This is a genomic window from Buchnera aphidicola (Anoecia oenotherae), from assembly GCF_005080765.1.
Lineage (GTDB): Bacteria > Pseudomonadota > Gammaproteobacteria > Enterobacterales > Enterobacteriaceae > Buchnera_E > Buchnera_E aphidicola_AB.
The window spans coordinates 182,636-197,908 of record NZ_CP033012.1 but is presented as its reverse complement, the minus strand read 5'-3'; the positions used below and the strand labels follow the sequence as shown (position 1 = coordinate 197,908).

Annotated in this window: 12 protein-coding genes, 1 other RNA gene and 1 pseudogene; 8 read left to right on the top strand and 6 right to left on the bottom strand. The window is 22.0% G+C overall.

Annotation, left to right across the window (positions count from 1 at the left end; genetic code table 11):
* Positions 1-133: 133 nt before the first annotated feature.
* Positions 134-913: a tRNA pseudouridine(38-40) synthase TruA gene (gene truA, locus D9V65_RS00820; protein WP_158341701.1), complete on the bottom strand. Its 780-nt coding sequence runs from the start codon at positions 911-913 to the stop codon at positions 134-136.
* Positions 914-1,305: 392 nt separating this feature from the next.
* Here truA and dksA point away from each other — a divergent pair, with 392 nt between their 5' ends.
* From dksA to thrC, 5 genes are all read left to right on the top strand, one after another.
* A complete protein-coding gene (gene dksA, locus D9V65_RS00815; RefSeq protein WP_158341700.1) occupies positions 1,306-1,761 on the top strand; it encodes an RNA polymerase-binding protein DksA in 456 nt (151 codons plus the stop codon).
* A 415-nt stretch (positions 1,762-2,176) separates the two neighbouring features.
* Positions 2,177-3,391 carry a polynucleotide adenylyltransferase PcnB gene (gene pcnB / locus D9V65_RS00810; RefSeq protein WP_158341699.1) on the top strand — a complete coding sequence of 405 codons (1,215 nt, stop codon included), beginning with the start codon at positions 2,177-2,179 and terminating at the stop codon, positions 3,389-3,391.
* 740 nt (positions 3,392-4,131) lie between these two features.
* Positions 4,132-6,588, top strand: coding sequence for a bifunctional aspartate kinase/homoserine dehydrogenase I (thrA, locus tag D9V65_RS00805; protein ID WP_158341698.1), 2,457 nt, complete (start codon positions 4,132-4,134; stop codon positions 6,586-6,588).
* Between the two features lie 17 nt (positions 6,589-6,605).
* Positions 6,606-7,535, top strand: coding sequence for a homoserine kinase (gene thrB / locus D9V65_RS00800; protein ID WP_158341697.1), 930 nt, complete (start codon positions 6,606-6,608; stop codon positions 7,533-7,535).
* A 7-nt stretch (positions 7,536-7,542) separates the two neighbouring features.
* Positions 7,543-8,835 (top strand): threonine synthase, encoded by a 1,293-nt coding sequence (gene thrC, locus D9V65_RS00795; RefSeq protein WP_158341696.1) that lies wholly within the window; start codon positions 7,543-7,545, stop codon positions 8,833-8,835.
* Positions 8,836-8,948: 113 nt separating this feature from the next.
* On the opposite strand, the gene ychF is transcribed toward thrC, so the two are convergent.
* The 3 genes from ychF to D9V65_RS00780 all read right to left on the bottom strand — a co-directional run bounded on the left by ychF (position 8,949) and on the right by D9V65_RS00780 (position 11,360).
* The gene (gene ychF / locus D9V65_RS00790; RefSeq protein ID WP_158341695.1) at positions 8,949-10,022 is read right to left on the bottom strand and encodes a redox-regulated ATPase YchF; all 1,074 of its coding nucleotides are present in this window, start codon (positions 10,020-10,022) and stop codon (positions 8,949-8,951) included.
* A gap of 29 nt (positions 10,023-10,051) precedes the next feature.
* Entirely contained in the window at positions 10,052-10,588 is a 537-nt protein-coding gene (pth, locus tag D9V65_RS00785; RefSeq protein ID WP_158341694.1) for an aminoacyl-tRNA hydrolase, read from the bottom strand.
* Positions 10,589-10,748: 160 nt separating this feature from the next.
* Entirely contained in the window at positions 10,749-11,360 is a 612-nt protein-coding gene (locus tag D9V65_RS00780; protein WP_158341693.1) for a Fe-Mn family superoxide dismutase, read from the bottom strand.
* Between the two features lie 403 nt (positions 11,361-11,763).
* Between D9V65_RS00780 and rnt the strand changes: the two genes are divergently transcribed.
* Positions 11,764-12,408 carry a ribonuclease T gene (gene rnt / locus D9V65_RS00775; protein ID WP_158341692.1) on the top strand — a complete coding sequence of 215 codons (645 nt, stop codon included), beginning with the start codon at positions 11,764-11,766 and terminating at the stop codon, positions 12,406-12,408.
* Positions 12,409-12,576: 168 nt separating this feature from the next.
* On the opposite strand, the gene grxD is transcribed toward rnt, so the two are convergent.
* Positions 12,577-12,885 carry a Grx4 family monothiol glutaredoxin gene (gene grxD / locus D9V65_RS00770; RefSeq protein ID WP_158341691.1) on the bottom strand — a complete coding sequence of 103 codons (309 nt, stop codon included), beginning with the start codon at positions 12,883-12,885 and terminating at the stop codon, positions 12,577-12,579.
* A 262-nt stretch (positions 12,886-13,147) separates the two neighbouring features.
* On the opposite strand from grxD, the gene ssrA reads away from it, so the two are divergent.
* Positions 13,148-13,518, top strand: a transfer-messenger RNA (tmRNA) gene (ssrA, locus tag D9V65_RS00765).
* A gap of 83 nt (positions 13,519-13,601) precedes the next feature.
* Here the strand turns inward: ssrA and nadK are convergent.
* Positions 13,602-14,485: pseudogene (nadK, locus tag D9V65_RS00760) on the bottom strand (NAD(+) kinase).
* A 133-nt stretch (positions 14,486-14,618) separates the two neighbouring features.
* Here nadK and grpE point away from each other — a divergent pair.
* Positions 14,619-15,227, top strand: a complete 609-nt coding sequence (grpE, locus tag D9V65_RS00755) for a nucleotide exchange factor GrpE (RefSeq protein ID WP_158341690.1) — start codon at positions 14,619-14,621, stop codon at positions 15,225-15,227.
* The last annotated feature ends 46 nt before the right edge of the window (positions 15,228-15,273 follow it).

Here is a 15,273-nt window from a genome sequence, read left to right as displayed (position 1 = left end):
ATTTATAAACTTTTGAAGTATATATCGTTACTATTGTTATTTTTTTTATTTTTAAATATTTGTATATTGAATAATGTAAATATTATTAAGAGTATTATTTTATTTAAAATAAATTTGTATATATTTTTTATTTTTATAGTATAAAATGAGGTTTTTTATTATTAATAAGATTAAAATTTATTGGATAATTAACATAGATTAAATTTAATCCAGAAGATTTTGCTGTCATTCCAGCTAATCTTCTATTTTTTTTAATTAAAATTTTTTGTATCCAATTTTTAGGTTTTTTGTTAGTTCCTACTTCAATTAAAGAACCGACTATGTTTCTTACCATATGTTGTAAAAATGAATTAGCTTTTATATTAATAATTATTAAATTTTTAAATCTAGATACTGTTAGATTTAATATTTTTCTGTAAGGATTTTTAGATTGGCAATATGTAGAACGAAAACTAGTAAAATCATGTTCTCCTATTAAACATTGTCCTGAATAATGCATTTTTTTCTCGTCTAGTGGTTTAAAAAAATGATAAGAATAGTCATTTAGTAAGGCTGATCGTAGTATACTATTATTAATAATATATTGATATTGACGAGATATAGCACTATAACGCGCATGAAAATTATCTGAAACTTTTTTTATCCAACAGACTGAAATATCGCTAGGAAGTTTAGTATTAACACCAACAGTCCATGCTTTTTCTGTTCTTTTTGATGTTGTTTTAAAGTGAACTATTTGACCAGAGCTATGTACTCCAGTATCTGTTCTTCCAGCACAAATTACTTTTATTTTTTGATTAGCAATATAGCTAATAGCTTTTTCTAACATTTCTTGAATAGATATTACTTCTTTTTGTTTTTGCCACCCATGATAATTTTTTCCGTTATATTCAATACCTAAGGCAATTTTCATAGTTTTGTGTTTTTTTTTGATAGTTAAATATTTTAATATATTTTGAAAGTATAATTTAATTTAGGTTAAGTTATAAATTAAAAATGTTAATCTATGACAACATATCATTTATTTATGTAAAATGATAAAAATAAGAAATTTTTATTTTAAATTAAAAATTATAATTGATAATTAATATTTTAATTTATTTTTCCTATATATTTATATTTTCGTCTAAATATATTTAGTATATTATTTATAATTAAATTTATAATTTATTAGAAAATTAATTTATGTAAAATATAATTATAGATTGAATTTAAAAAAAATAATTGATGTAATAAATAATTGTATTTTTTTAAAATTTTGATATTTATTATTATTTTAAACAATATTTAATATTAGAGAATATAATGTATAAACGAAAAAATAGTAAAGTTTCATCTTTGAGTATATTAGCTATAGCTGGAGTTTGTTCTTATACAGTTAAAAAAGATGAAAAATATATGAATATATATCAGAGAAATCATTTTGAAAAAATTTTAACAGCTTGGTATTTACAAATAAAAAAAGATGTTTGTTCTACATTATCAACCATGCAAGAAAAAGCTTCAAATTTTCCTGATCCGATAGATAGGGCTGTTCAAGAAGAAGAATTTAGTCTTAAATTAAGAAATAGAGATAGAGAAAGAAAACTTATAAAAAAAATAGAGATTACTTTAAATAGATTAAAAAATAACAAATTTGGATATTGTAGATGTTGTACTATAGAAATAGGGATTCGCAGATTAGAAGCTAGTCCTATAGCTGATTTATGTATTGATTGCAAAACGTTAGCAGAAATGAGAGAAAAACAATTAATGGGATAAAGTAGTTTTTTAAATTAAACGGGGTGATTAATCCCGTTTTAGTCTACTAAAAATTTAGTGATTTTTTTACAAGAATTTAAAAAGTAATAATTTTATATTTTATATATCTTTTTTTAATATTAGTATTTTACAAATTTAAATTAATTTTAAAAAATGTAAAATATTGTATTATAAATAAATTTTTTATAATCATAAAAATGTAATTTTTATAGTTTTTTAAATTTATTTTTGTTTAAAAGAATTATGCTAATTTTAGTAAATAATAAAATTATTAAATTATTAAAAATAATTTTAAAACATATCTATGTATTATTTTTCTTAAAAGATTAGTTTTAACGTTTTTATTTAGTAAAAATAATTGTAAATTAAGCAGCTAACATTTATATTTGTATTAATATTTACAGAAAATAATATAATGATTCTTACAATTTTTAAATACCATAACATTTCTCGAAAAAAAATAAGTGAAAATGCTATTAAAGTTTTATATAGATTAAATAAATCAGGTTATGAAGCTTATTTAGTAGGAGGTAGTGTTCGAGATTTAATATTAGGAAAAAAACCTAAAGATTTTGATATCACTACAAATGCTACTCCAGTACAATTAAAAAAAATATTTAAAAATTCTAGATTAATTGGCCGTCGTTTTCAAATAGCTCATATTATGTTTCGTTCTGAAATTATAGAAGTATCTACTTTTAGGGGGAATATAAAAAATAATTTACGGAATATAGTAAATTACTCTACGAAAACAACTAAAAATGGCATGTTGTTACGTGATAATACTTTTGGAAACATTGAAGAAGATGCTCAGAGAAGAGATATCACTATTAATACTTTATATTATAGTATGACTGATTTTACTATTAAAGATTATGTTGGAGGTGTTAAAGATTTAAAAAGAAAAATTATTCGATTAATTGGTGATCCAGAAACTAGATATAGGGAAGATCCAGTACGGATGTTACGTGTAATTCGATTTTCTGTTTCATTAAAAATGAAAATAGAAGAAAAAACTAAAAAACCTATAATAAAATTATCTAATTTATTATATAAAGTCCCTCCAGCAAGGTTATTTAATGAATCTATAAAATTATTTCATACAGGATATGGTTATAGTATATATAAACAACTGCGAAGATTTTCTTTATTAATACCTCTTTTTCCATTTTTATCTTCATGTATAAAAAAAAGGATAATATATCCTATAGAATTATTAACTATGCAAGCTTTAAAAAAAACAGATTTTTATATTCATAAAAAAATAACAGTAGAACCTGCTTTTTTATTCTCTGTTCTTTTATGGTATTTTCAAGTAAAAAAAACTTTAGAAATTAAAAAAGAAAAAAAGTTTTCTTATTTTAAATCTTTTTCTATTTCTACAAACAACGTTTTAGATTATGCATCTATAAAATTGGCTATGCCTAAAAAAATGATTGTATTTATAAAAGAAATTTGGATTTTACAAATTAATATGTTTAAGTTTCCTAAAAAATTTAGTCAGAATACAATTGATAAAAAAATATTTTATCCTGCTCACGATTTGATGTTATTAAGAAATAAAATAGAAAAAAATAGTGATTTAAAAGATTACTCATATCTTTGGATGACCTCGTATTTAAAAAAATAAACTTTTAATTTTTAATAAAAATTTTAATTTTTATGAAAATAATTTTGATAAATATTTTTATAGGTGTTTAGAAACATATATAATGAATATATTTATAATATAAATAGTTAATTTATAATAGAAAACTGATAATAATCAGATTATTTTATTAAAATTTTATATTTTTATGAAATTAAATCAACAGATTTTTGAATAGTTTTTTTTGTTAGTTGTTTTTTAAAACTATATATTATAGTATTTATATTGTTAAGCTAATATAGTAATATTTAATATGTATATATTTGATAGTATGGAATATTTAAATTTTAAATATAATTCAAGTATTTTTTTATTTAAGGGTAAATAATATGTTTATATATTTTTATTTTTAAAGACTAAATTTTACATGTAAAAATGTTAAAATTTATACAAGTATTTTTATTTATGTTTAGTAGATATACATATATTTCTATAATTCAGATTTTTATTAACAAATAAATTTTGTTTCTTATAAAAATAGTTTTTTATTAGCATATTTACAAAATAATTGCATATTAATTTCAATTTAAATTTAAAATTTTTTAGTTTTAATAACTAAAATAAATTTTATTTTTATAAAGAATAATATTTTTTTAAAATTTATTTAAAACATTTCATTTTTATTAAATATATGCATAAATGTATGCATTTTTAATATTTTTAATAAATGTTAAGATTGAAAATAAGTAAAATTAATTTATTGTTTTAGGAGCATTTTGTATATGCGAACATTAAAATTTGGTGGTACTTCTCTAAAAGATGCTCAAAATTTTTTAAATGTATTTAAAATAATTATAGAAAAAGCAAAAGAAGAACAAATTTCAGTTGTACTATCAGCACCTGCTACTATTACAGATAGTTTAGAAAAATTAATTAATATGGCAGTTCGTAAAGAAAATTTTTCATGTAAATTAAATATAATGTATCAATTTTTTTATGATTTATTATTAGAACTTTATTCTGAAAAATCGAATAATTATTTTGAATCTTCAGTGCTTTTGATAAAAAAGTTATTTGAAAAAATTAAAGATTTATTATTTTGTATAAGTTTTTTACAGGAGTGTTCAAAAAAAACTTATGCAAAAATAATGTCTACAGGAGAAATATTTTCTATAGAAATAATGAATTTATTATTTTTATCTAAAGATTTTACTGTTAGGATCATAGATCCTATAGATGTTTTTTTTGCTATAATTAGTCGTTCTGGAAATGTATTTATAGATATTAAAAAATCACAAAAAAAAATAAAAAGTTTAAAAATTTCAAAAAAAGATATAATATTAATGCCAGGATTTATTGCTGGAAATTCTAAAAAAGAATTAGTATTATTAGGGCGTAATGGTTCAGATTATTCTGCTTCTGTATTGTCAGTATGTTTGGATTCATCACACTGTGAAATATGGACGGATGTAAATGGAGTATATAGTTTTGATCCACGAATAATAAAAAATGCTAAATTATTAGAATATCTTTCATATGATGAAGCAATAGAATTATCTTACTTTGGAGCAAAAGTATTGCATCCAAAAACAATTAAACCATTAAAAAATTTTAGTATAGCTTGTTTAATAAAAAATTCTTTAAAACCTAAAGAGAAAGGTACTTTGGTATCTAATACTATATTAAATAGCAATTCTTTATGTATTAAAGGTATTACTCACCTTAATAAAGTCACAATGGTGAAATTTTGCACTGTTAGTAATGAAGAAAACTATGATATATTTTCTAGGGTTTTTTCAAAAGTTTTTAGTAGTAATAAATTATCAATTTTATTAGTAAATAAATCATTTTTTAAAAATGAAGTTGTTTTTTATATTTATGATAAATATAAAGAGTATTTGCAGAATATATTAGAAAATGAATTTGAATTAGAAATTAAAAATAAAATTATATATCCAATTTCTATAACAAATGGTTTATCTATAGTTTCGGTTGTAGGTATAAATAAGTTTAATACATTAAGAATTTTTACTCAAATTTTTTCTGCATTATCTAATTTAGAAATAAATATAGTAGATTTAGTTTATGGTATATCACGAAGATCTTTATCAATTGTAATAGAGGAAAATTTTCTTCTTCAAGTAGTAAAATATTTGCATGAAAGATTGTTTTATATAAATAAAATCATAGAAATATTTTTAATAGGAGTAGGTAATGTTGGGAGTACATTATTAACTCAAATTTACCATCAAAAGAATTTTTTGAAGAAAAAAAATATAAATTTAAAAGTTTGTGGTATTGCAAATAGTAAATATATATTGACAGATATTAACGGAATTAATTATAAAAAGTGGAAAAAAGATTTATTAAATAGTAGTACATCGTTTTCTGTCGATAAATTAATAGATTTTAAAAAAAATAATACGTTATTTAATCCAGTAATAGTTGATTGTACTTCAGATACTGTGATTACAAAAAATTATTGTAATTTTTTTAAAAATAATTTTAACGTTGTAACTTCGAATAAAAAAGCTAATACGTCTAGTATTAAATTATACAATGATATTAGAAATACTGCTTGTAAATATAGAAAAAAATTTTTATATGAAACAAATGTAGGAGCAGGTTTACCGATTATTAAGACTTTAAAAAAATTATTAATTTCTGGAGATTATTTAATTAAATTTAAAGGTATTTTATCCGGTTCTTTATCTTTTGTATTTGGACAATTAGAAGAAGGAATTTTGTTTTCTAAGGCTGTTACAAAAGCACGAAAAATGGGTTTTACTGAACCTCATCCATATGAAGATTTATCTGGTATAGATGTAGCTAGAAAATTATTAATATTGTCTAGAGAAGTAGGTAATTATATAGAATTAAAAGATATTAAAATACAATCTATAATTCCTCAATATTTTGAAAATATTAAAGATAAAGAAAATTTTATGAATAAATTAAAAGAATTAGACGCGTATTTTTTAAATCTTGTAAAACAAGCAAATAAAGAAGGGAAGGTATTACGATTTGTTGGAACTATTAATGAAAATAAAGAATGTTGTGTTAAAATTCGTTTTATAGAAAAAAGTGATCCGTTATATACAGTGAAAAATGGAGAAAATGCATTATCTTTATATAGTAAATATTATAATCCTCTTCCTTTAGTTTTACGTGGATATGGTGCTGGAAATAATGTTACTGCTTCTGGAGTGTTTTCAGATTTACTTTGTACATTATCGTAGAAGTTAGGAGTAGAAAAGTGGTAAAAGTTTATGCACCAGCATCAATTGGTAATATTAATGTTGGATTTGATTTGTTAGGTATAGCTATATCTCCTATTAGTGGAAAATTATTAGGGGATTGTGTTTCAATTAAAATGTCTAAAAAATTTAAAATAACTTGTTCTGGTTGTTTTTCTGATGAATTACCTAGTGATTTAAAAAAAAATATTGTTTGGAAATGCTGGATTCTTTTTTCTAAAATTATTAAAAAAGATATTTCTGTATCTATAAACTTAGAGAAGAATATGCCTATAGGATCAGGTTTAGGATCTAGTGCTTGTTCTATAGTAGCTAGTTTAGTAGCTATGAATATTTTATTTGGAACACCATTATCTTCTAAAGAAATATTATGTTTAATGGGACAATTAGAAGGAGAAATATCTGGAAGTATACATTATGATAATGTAGCTCCGTGTTATTTGGGAGGACTACAGTTAATCATTCATAAAAAAGATATAATATCTCAATCTATTCCTAGTTTTAAAAAATGGTTTTGGATTATAGCTTGGCCTGGCACTAAAGTTTCTACAGAATTATCTCGGTCTTTACTTCCTAATGTTTATTCAAGATCTATTTGTATCGAACATAGTCGAAATTTGTCTAGTTTCGTTCATGCTTCATATACTAATCAATCTAATTTAGCAGCTAATTGTATGAAAGATCTTATTGCTGAACCATATAGAAAAAAAATATTACCTAAATTTTTAGAAGCTAAAAAATTAGCTATGAATCTAGGTGCTTTATCTTGTGGAATATCTGGATCTGGTCCAACCTTTTTTAGTGTATGTCAAGATATTACAAAAGCTAATAATATTGCTATGTGGTTATCAAAGAATTATTTAGATAATGATAGAGGTTTCGTTGATATTTGTCGTGTTGATACAGTGGGAGCACGAAAAATAAGGTAATATTAATATGAAGTTATATAATTTAAAAGACACTACAGAAATAGTTACTTTTTCACAAGCTGTTCAGTTAGGTTTGGGTAATAATCAAGGGTTATTTTTTCCTAAAAAATTACCAATTATCAAGTCATCAGATTTAGAAAAAATACTTGATATGGATTTTATTTATCGAAGTACTTTTGTTTTATCTATGTTTATAGGTAACGAAATACCTTTTGATGAACTTGAAAAAATAGTTAGAAGGTCTTTTTCATTTTCAAGTCCTAAGATAAGAACACTAAATCAAAACGTTTCATGTTTTGAATTGTTTCATGGTCCAACTTTAGCTTTTAAAGATTTTGGAGCTCGTTTTATGGCTCAAACATTATCTTATTTAAATAAAAAAAATAGTAAACGTGTTACTGTTTTAACTGCTACTTCCGGTGATACTGGAGCTGCTGTAGCACATGCTTTTTATTTAATGGATAATGTAAAAGTGGTTATTTTGTATCCTAAAGGTAAAATTAGTGCATTACAAGAAAAACTTTTTTGTACTTTAGGTAATAATATACAAACAATATCTATTAATGGTAGTTTTGATGATTGTCAGGATTTAGTAAAAAAAGCATTTAATGATAAATACTTAAGAAAAAATTATGGTTTAAATTCTGCTAATTCAATAAATATTAGTAGAATATTAGCTCAAGTTTGTTATTATTTTGAAGCTTTTTCACAATTACCAAAGAAAAATAGACAAAAATTAATTATATCTGTTCCATGTGGAAATTTTGGTAACTTAACTGCTGGATTATTAGCTAAATCATTAGGTTTACCAATAAAGTCTTTTATTGCTGCTACTAATGCTAATGATACAGTTCCAAGATTTTTATTAAATAAAAAATGGAAACCTAAAAAAACTGTTTCAACTATATCAAATGCTATGGATATTAGTCAACCTAATAACTGGCCTAGAGTAGAAGAAATATTTAGAAGAAAAAAATGGAGTATGACAAGTTTAGGTTTTGGTTCTGTTTCGGATATTGAAACTAAAAAAAACATTAAAGAGTTATATAGCTTAAATTATACATCTGAACCTCATGCTGCTATTGCATATAAGTTATTAAAAGAAAAAATACGTGACCATGAATATGGTATTTTTTTAGGAACTGCTCATCCTGCTAAATTTAAAACTGTAGTTGATGAAGTTTTAAATATTTCTTTATCTTTACCAAAAGAATTAGCAAGTAGAGAAAAAAGCATACTTCTTTCTAAAAATATCAATCCTGATTTTATTTTACTAAAAAATATTTTATTAAATCAATAAATTTATATTTCTTCTAGAAAATTGTATATTTATTTCTAGAAGATATAAATTTCAGAAATATAAATAATGTTTTTGTATTTAATAATAATTATAATAAATATTTTTTCTATAAGTTAGTTATTAAATAAAAATTGAATAATATCACCATCTTCTACTATATATTTTTTTCCTTCTAATCTACATTTTCCAAATTTTTTAGCTTGTACTTCTCCTTTATAAAAAATAAAATCTGCATAAGATATAACTTTTGCTCTTATAAATCCTTTTTCAAAATCAGAATGAATTTTTCCTGCTGCTGTAGGAGCATAGCTATTTTTATTGATAGTCCAAGCTTTGACTTCTTTTTCTCCAACTGTAAAAAATGTTTCTAAATTTAGTAAGTCATATCCGCATTTTATAATTTTTTTTAAATTTTCAAAATTTTTTTTAATTTTCTCATTTTTATTTTTTATTAAAGGTGAAGAGTTAAGATCTTTTTTTTGAGTTAGACAAATAGGTATTATTTTTTTATTTTTTAACAAAGATGAAGAATCTAAAAATTTTTTTTGATTTTTTGATTCATCAATATTAGCTACATAAATAAACGGTTTTAAGGTTAAAAAATTGTATGTAGATAAAATTTTTAATTCAATTTCATCAAAATTAATACTATTTAACATTTTAGATTGGTTTAAATATGTTAAACATGAGTTTAATAAATGTTTTGTTTCGATTATTTTTTTATTTAATTTTGAATTTTGTTTTTTTAATTTAGAAATAATTTTTTGGCATCTATCTATATCAGAAAGAATTAGTTCTGTTTCAACAATTTCTACATCATTAATAGGATTTACCTTAGAATATATATGAATAATTTTATCGTCTTTAAAACAACGAATAACGTGTATAATTACATCTGTTTCACGTATATTAGAGAGAAATTGATTACCAAGACCTTCTCCTTCTGAAGCTCCTTTTACTAGTCCTGCAATATCTATTAATGTCATTTTTGCAGGAATAGTGGTATTAGGATGTACAATATTTTTAATCATATTTAATCTTTCGTCTATTACAGGTACTATTCCTATGTTTGGTTTTATTGTACAAAAAGGAAAATTTAGTGCAGAAGCGTTCATGTTTGTTAATGTGTTAAATAAAGTTGATTTACCTACATTAGGTAGACCTATTAAACCGCATTTAAATCCCATTGTTATCCTATTTTTACAATTTATATATTTTATGTATAAGTTAATTTTATGTTTTTTTTAATAGAATTATTTATTAATAGTCTTTCTTCATAAGAGGGAATTGACAATACAAAATCAGATACTGTTATAGAATTAGTAGGTCTTCCAATTCCGATTCGAATTCTAAAAAACCAATATTCAGTGTTATTTTCTTGATTAAAATTATTGATTATGCTTTTAATTCCGTTATGTCCGTTGTGTCCGTATCCTTTTTTTAATTTAATGATTCCTGGTATTAAGTCTAAATCATCATGAACAACTAAAATATTATTTAATTTAATTTTATAAAATGAAGCTATATAAAATATAAGTTTTCCACTTAAGTTCATAAAAGAATTTGGTTTAAATAATTTTATTTTTAATTTATTTATTATTATTGTTCCTATCTCTCCTTCTTTTTTTTTTTTTAAAGATATATTAAAGAATTGAGCTAATTTATTTATATACCAGTGTCCAGCATTATGTCGAGTTTTTTCAAATTTTTTTGTTGAATTTCCTAATCCTACTATCATTTTTATATTTTTCATATTTTAACTTTAAGTTATAATTTTGTTATTTAAATTTGTAAATTTTACAACTTTAAATAACAATATTTTAAGTTTTTTATGATTATGTCAAATTTATAAAATAATTATTATAAACAAATTTATTTTTTATTGAAGTAGTATTCAACTAAAATATTATTTTTTAAATTCTATTTGTAGCTTCGTTCCAATCTACTATATTCCAAAAAGATTTTATATAGTCTAGTTTATTATTAAAATAATTTAAATAATATGCATGTTCCCATAGATCTAGGCATAAAATTGGATATCCTTTAAAATTTTTAGTATTTTTTTCCATTAAAGGATTATCTTGATTAATTGTAGAAGTAATATTTAATTTTCCTTCATTATGTAATAACCATACCCATCCAGATCCAAAATGATTTACAGCAGTTTGTTCAAATATATCTTTAAAATGATTTATGTTGTTGAATTGAGTTTCGATTTTGTTTTTTAAAACTCCGGTAAGTTTTGTTTTTGGTTTTAAACAATTCCAGAAAAAATTATGGTTAGCATGACCACCTGCATTATTGCGTAAAGATATTAATTTTTTTTCATCTAATGGAACTGCATGTAAAGATGAAATAAGTTGTTCAATGGAATTTGCTTGATAATTGATAGAATCTAAAATTGCGTTAGTGTTGTTGACATAATTTTGGTGGTGTTTAGTATGGTGTAAAATCATTGTTTTTTTATCAAAATAAGGTTCTAGTGCATCATATGAATAAGGTAATTCTGGTAAGATAAATCGCATTTTTTTTCCTGTAGTATAATAGAATGAGTGATGTTATTTTTAATAAATATGATTTTATTTTATTTCATTGGATGGATTTAATTATATAAATAATAGTGTTTTTAATAGAAATAATATTTTATTTATTTTTTAAAAAAAGTATTTATACTTTATATAAGTTTTTTAATAAACATATTATTATGAACAATATATATATTGTGATTTTAATAATTTAGTATTTTATTTGTACTTAAAAAGTTTTATTATATAAATTATGTATAAAGTATACACTTTATTTTTTAATTTATGTACATATGTATGTGATTAAAATAAAAAAGTTAAAATATATATATGTTTGTTATTTTTATTATTTATTTTAATAAATAATAAAATTTTGTTAAATATGATTTAAATGAGATGTAATATGTTAAATAATAATAAAAAAAATTCTTTATCTGGTAGGTTTCGTAATTTTTATCCAGTAGTAATAGATCTAGAAACAGCTGGATTTAATCCACGAAAAGATGCTTTATTGGAAATAGCTATTGTAACATTAAGTATGGATGAAAATGGATGGTTAAAGAAAAAAGATACTTTACATTTTCATATTATTCCATTTTTAGGCGCATGTATACAAAAAGAAGCATTAGCTTTTAATAAAATTGATCCTTATAATCCTTTAAGACAAGCAGTAAGTGAAAAAAAAGCTCTTGAGTCTATTTTTTCTTGTATATACAAAGGAATTGAAGGAGAAAAATGCAGTCGTGCAATAGTAGTAGCACATAATGCTGCATTTGATCATATGTTTTTGATTGAAGCAATAAATAGAATAGGAATAAAAGAACATCCTTTTCATCCATTTGTTACCTTTGATACAGCAGCACTTAGTGGTTTAGTTTTTGGTCAGACTGTTCTAGCTAAAGCTTGTAAAGCAGCAGGTATTTTGTTTGACAATAATCAAGCGCATTCTGCATTATATGATACGTTACAAACAGCCGATCTTTTTTGTGAATTAGTTAATCGTTGGAAGCGATTAGGGGGATGGCCTCCAAACGAAAATAATGTTTAATTAAAAATTAAATTATATGATTTGATAAAATATAAATAGGTTATACGATTTTGTTTATTGTTATTTCAATCTATACAAGATTAATTATATTTAAATTAGTAAATGTTTTTTATATACGTATATAGAAAAAGTTTAAATTGGTAATTGATAAAGTTCGAAAATAGTGTTCTAAACAGAATTAATGCATTTTTGAAGTTCTCCATTATTAAACATTTCTAATATTATATTGCATCCACCAATAAGTTCTTCTTTTATCCATAATTGTGGAAAAGTAGGCCAGTTAGCATATTTCGGTAATTCTTTGCGTATATCTGGATGTTCTAAAACATCAATATAAGCAAATTTTTTTTTACATAAAGATATAGCCTGTACTGCTTGAGCGGAAAATCCGCATTGAGGTTTTTCAGGAGAACCTTTCATATATAGTAAAATACTATTTTTTTTTATTTGTTTTTTTATTTTTTCAAGAGTATTCATAATATTTTATAAGATTCCTTAAAATTAATTTACAATAATAAGAATTTAATTTTAATTAATAGTATATTTTTATATATAAAAAAATACTAATAAATTAGCGAATAAATTCGTATAAATTTAGTTAAATGTGATATAAATATAGTACATTTAATATGTTTTTGAAAGAGATATATAATATTTTTAAAAATATGCGTGTTTTAAATAAATGTGAAAAATGTATATAAAAAAAAAAATATTTGGTATAATGATAATTATATTTTTTGGGGCTGATTATGGATTCGACAAAATAACCAAAAATATATGGTGCATGTCGAGGGTTACGGTTGCCTCGTAAAAACCGTTAAAATTTAAACGCAAATAAAAAAACAGAATACGCTTTAGCAGCTTAAAAAACTATATAAAGCCCTTTTACAAAAACGTTTCTTTTTCGTTTTTGTGTATAAAAGGTTATAATTAAAAAGATCGCATAGTCAATACTTTCTTATAAGTATTTTATGTTAAAGTTTTTATAAGATTTTTTTCTGATCTATGTCTATTTTATATCAGAAGAATAATAAATTAATATAGACTAAACATGTAGAACCATAATTGTAAGTGTTTTGGACGCGGGTTCAACTCCCGCCAGCTCCATAAAATAAATATGTTTTGTATGTTACGTTATAAATCAATAGCAATATATTAATTTAATACATTTAAACTGTATATATTTATATATTTTAAAAAAAATTTTTTGACCAATGTAATTTAGATCTTAAATGACTAAAGTAGTTATAGTTTTTCGGATGTATTAAATATAAGTAATTTGCACTTTTTTGTATAAAAATTTTTTCTTTTATTTTTATAGGAAGAATAACTTGATTATCGCAACTAATTTGTAAATTTTCGTACTTATTATTTATTTTTAAGCAAATGTTACTTTTGTTACTAATTACTACAGGACGTGATGATAAAGTATGAGGAAACATTGGAATAAGTATTATTGCTTTTAAAGAATGTTCTAAAATAGGACCTCCAGCTGATAATGAATAACCTGTAGATCCAGTTGGAGTGGATATGATAAAACCATCTGATCGATGAGAAAAAGAAAATTTTCCATTAATATATACTTCAAAATCAATCATCTTAGATACCTTATTTGAATGTAGAATGACTTCATTAATAGCACTAAAACTTTTTTTTTTTTATCAAATTTTTCAGATAATTGTATTTTTAAAAAAAATCTTTTTTCTAAAAAATACTTACCGTTAAGTACTTTTTCTAGTGTTTTCAATGCAGTATCAGGTTCTAAATCAGTTAAAAATCCTAGTTTTCCTCGATTTATTCCGATAATTTTTATATTATATGAAGATAGAACTCTAGCTGCGTGTAACATGTTTCCATCTCCACCTACGATAATAGCTAAATCACATAATTTTCCAATTTCTGTTAATGTACCAACAGTTTTTATTTTAAATTTTAATTTTTTTGAAACATCAATTTCGATAATTACTTCATATCCTTTCTTAAGTAACCAGTAATATAGAATTTTATGAGTTATCAAAGAATGATTATTTCTAGGTTGACCAATTATTCCAATGTAGTAAAATTGTTTGTTTACCACTGTTATTTCCTTTTTATTGGATTTATCAAAAAATATTAAATTATAATAAAATTTTTAAATTTTATATAACGATTTTTTATCGTTTAAATTTTAACTAATAATATAAAGTTTTTATCTTTCTAAAGGGTGTTTTATGAATGAAAAAAATAAAAAAACTAGTCAAAATAAAAATTTTTTAAAAAAAGAGCAAGATCAAAAAATATTAGAAGAAACAAAAGACCACAATGAGTCTATTATAGATGAAATAGACAATATTAAAAATGTTAAATATACATTAAAAAATGTTGATGAAATTCAAAAAAAAATTTTTAATATAAAAAAAGAAATTAAAAATTTGAATTTAAGGCATCAAGCGAATATAGAAAACTTTGAAAAAAAAATAGAAATAGAGTTACTAATTATTAAAAATGAATATTTAAAACGATTTTTTTTAGATTTTTTTTCTGTTTTAGATTTATTAGATAATATATTATGTATAGTAAAAAAAGATAATACGTTAAAAGATCCTATTATCGAAGGAATTGTATTAACTAGAAATCTGCTTTTAAAGTGCCTTTTTAAATTTGGATTAAAAAAAATAGAAGTAAGTAAAAATAGTTTTTTCGATCATAAAAAACATGAAGTTAATAATTATCTTGATATTAAAGATAAAGGTTCACATCATATATATGATGTTATAAAAACAGGTTATTTATTTAATAATGAAATATTAAGAAAATCTAGAGTGAACGTTGTTAAATAAAATTTAACTTATTATTATGATATAATGGAATATATAAATATTATTT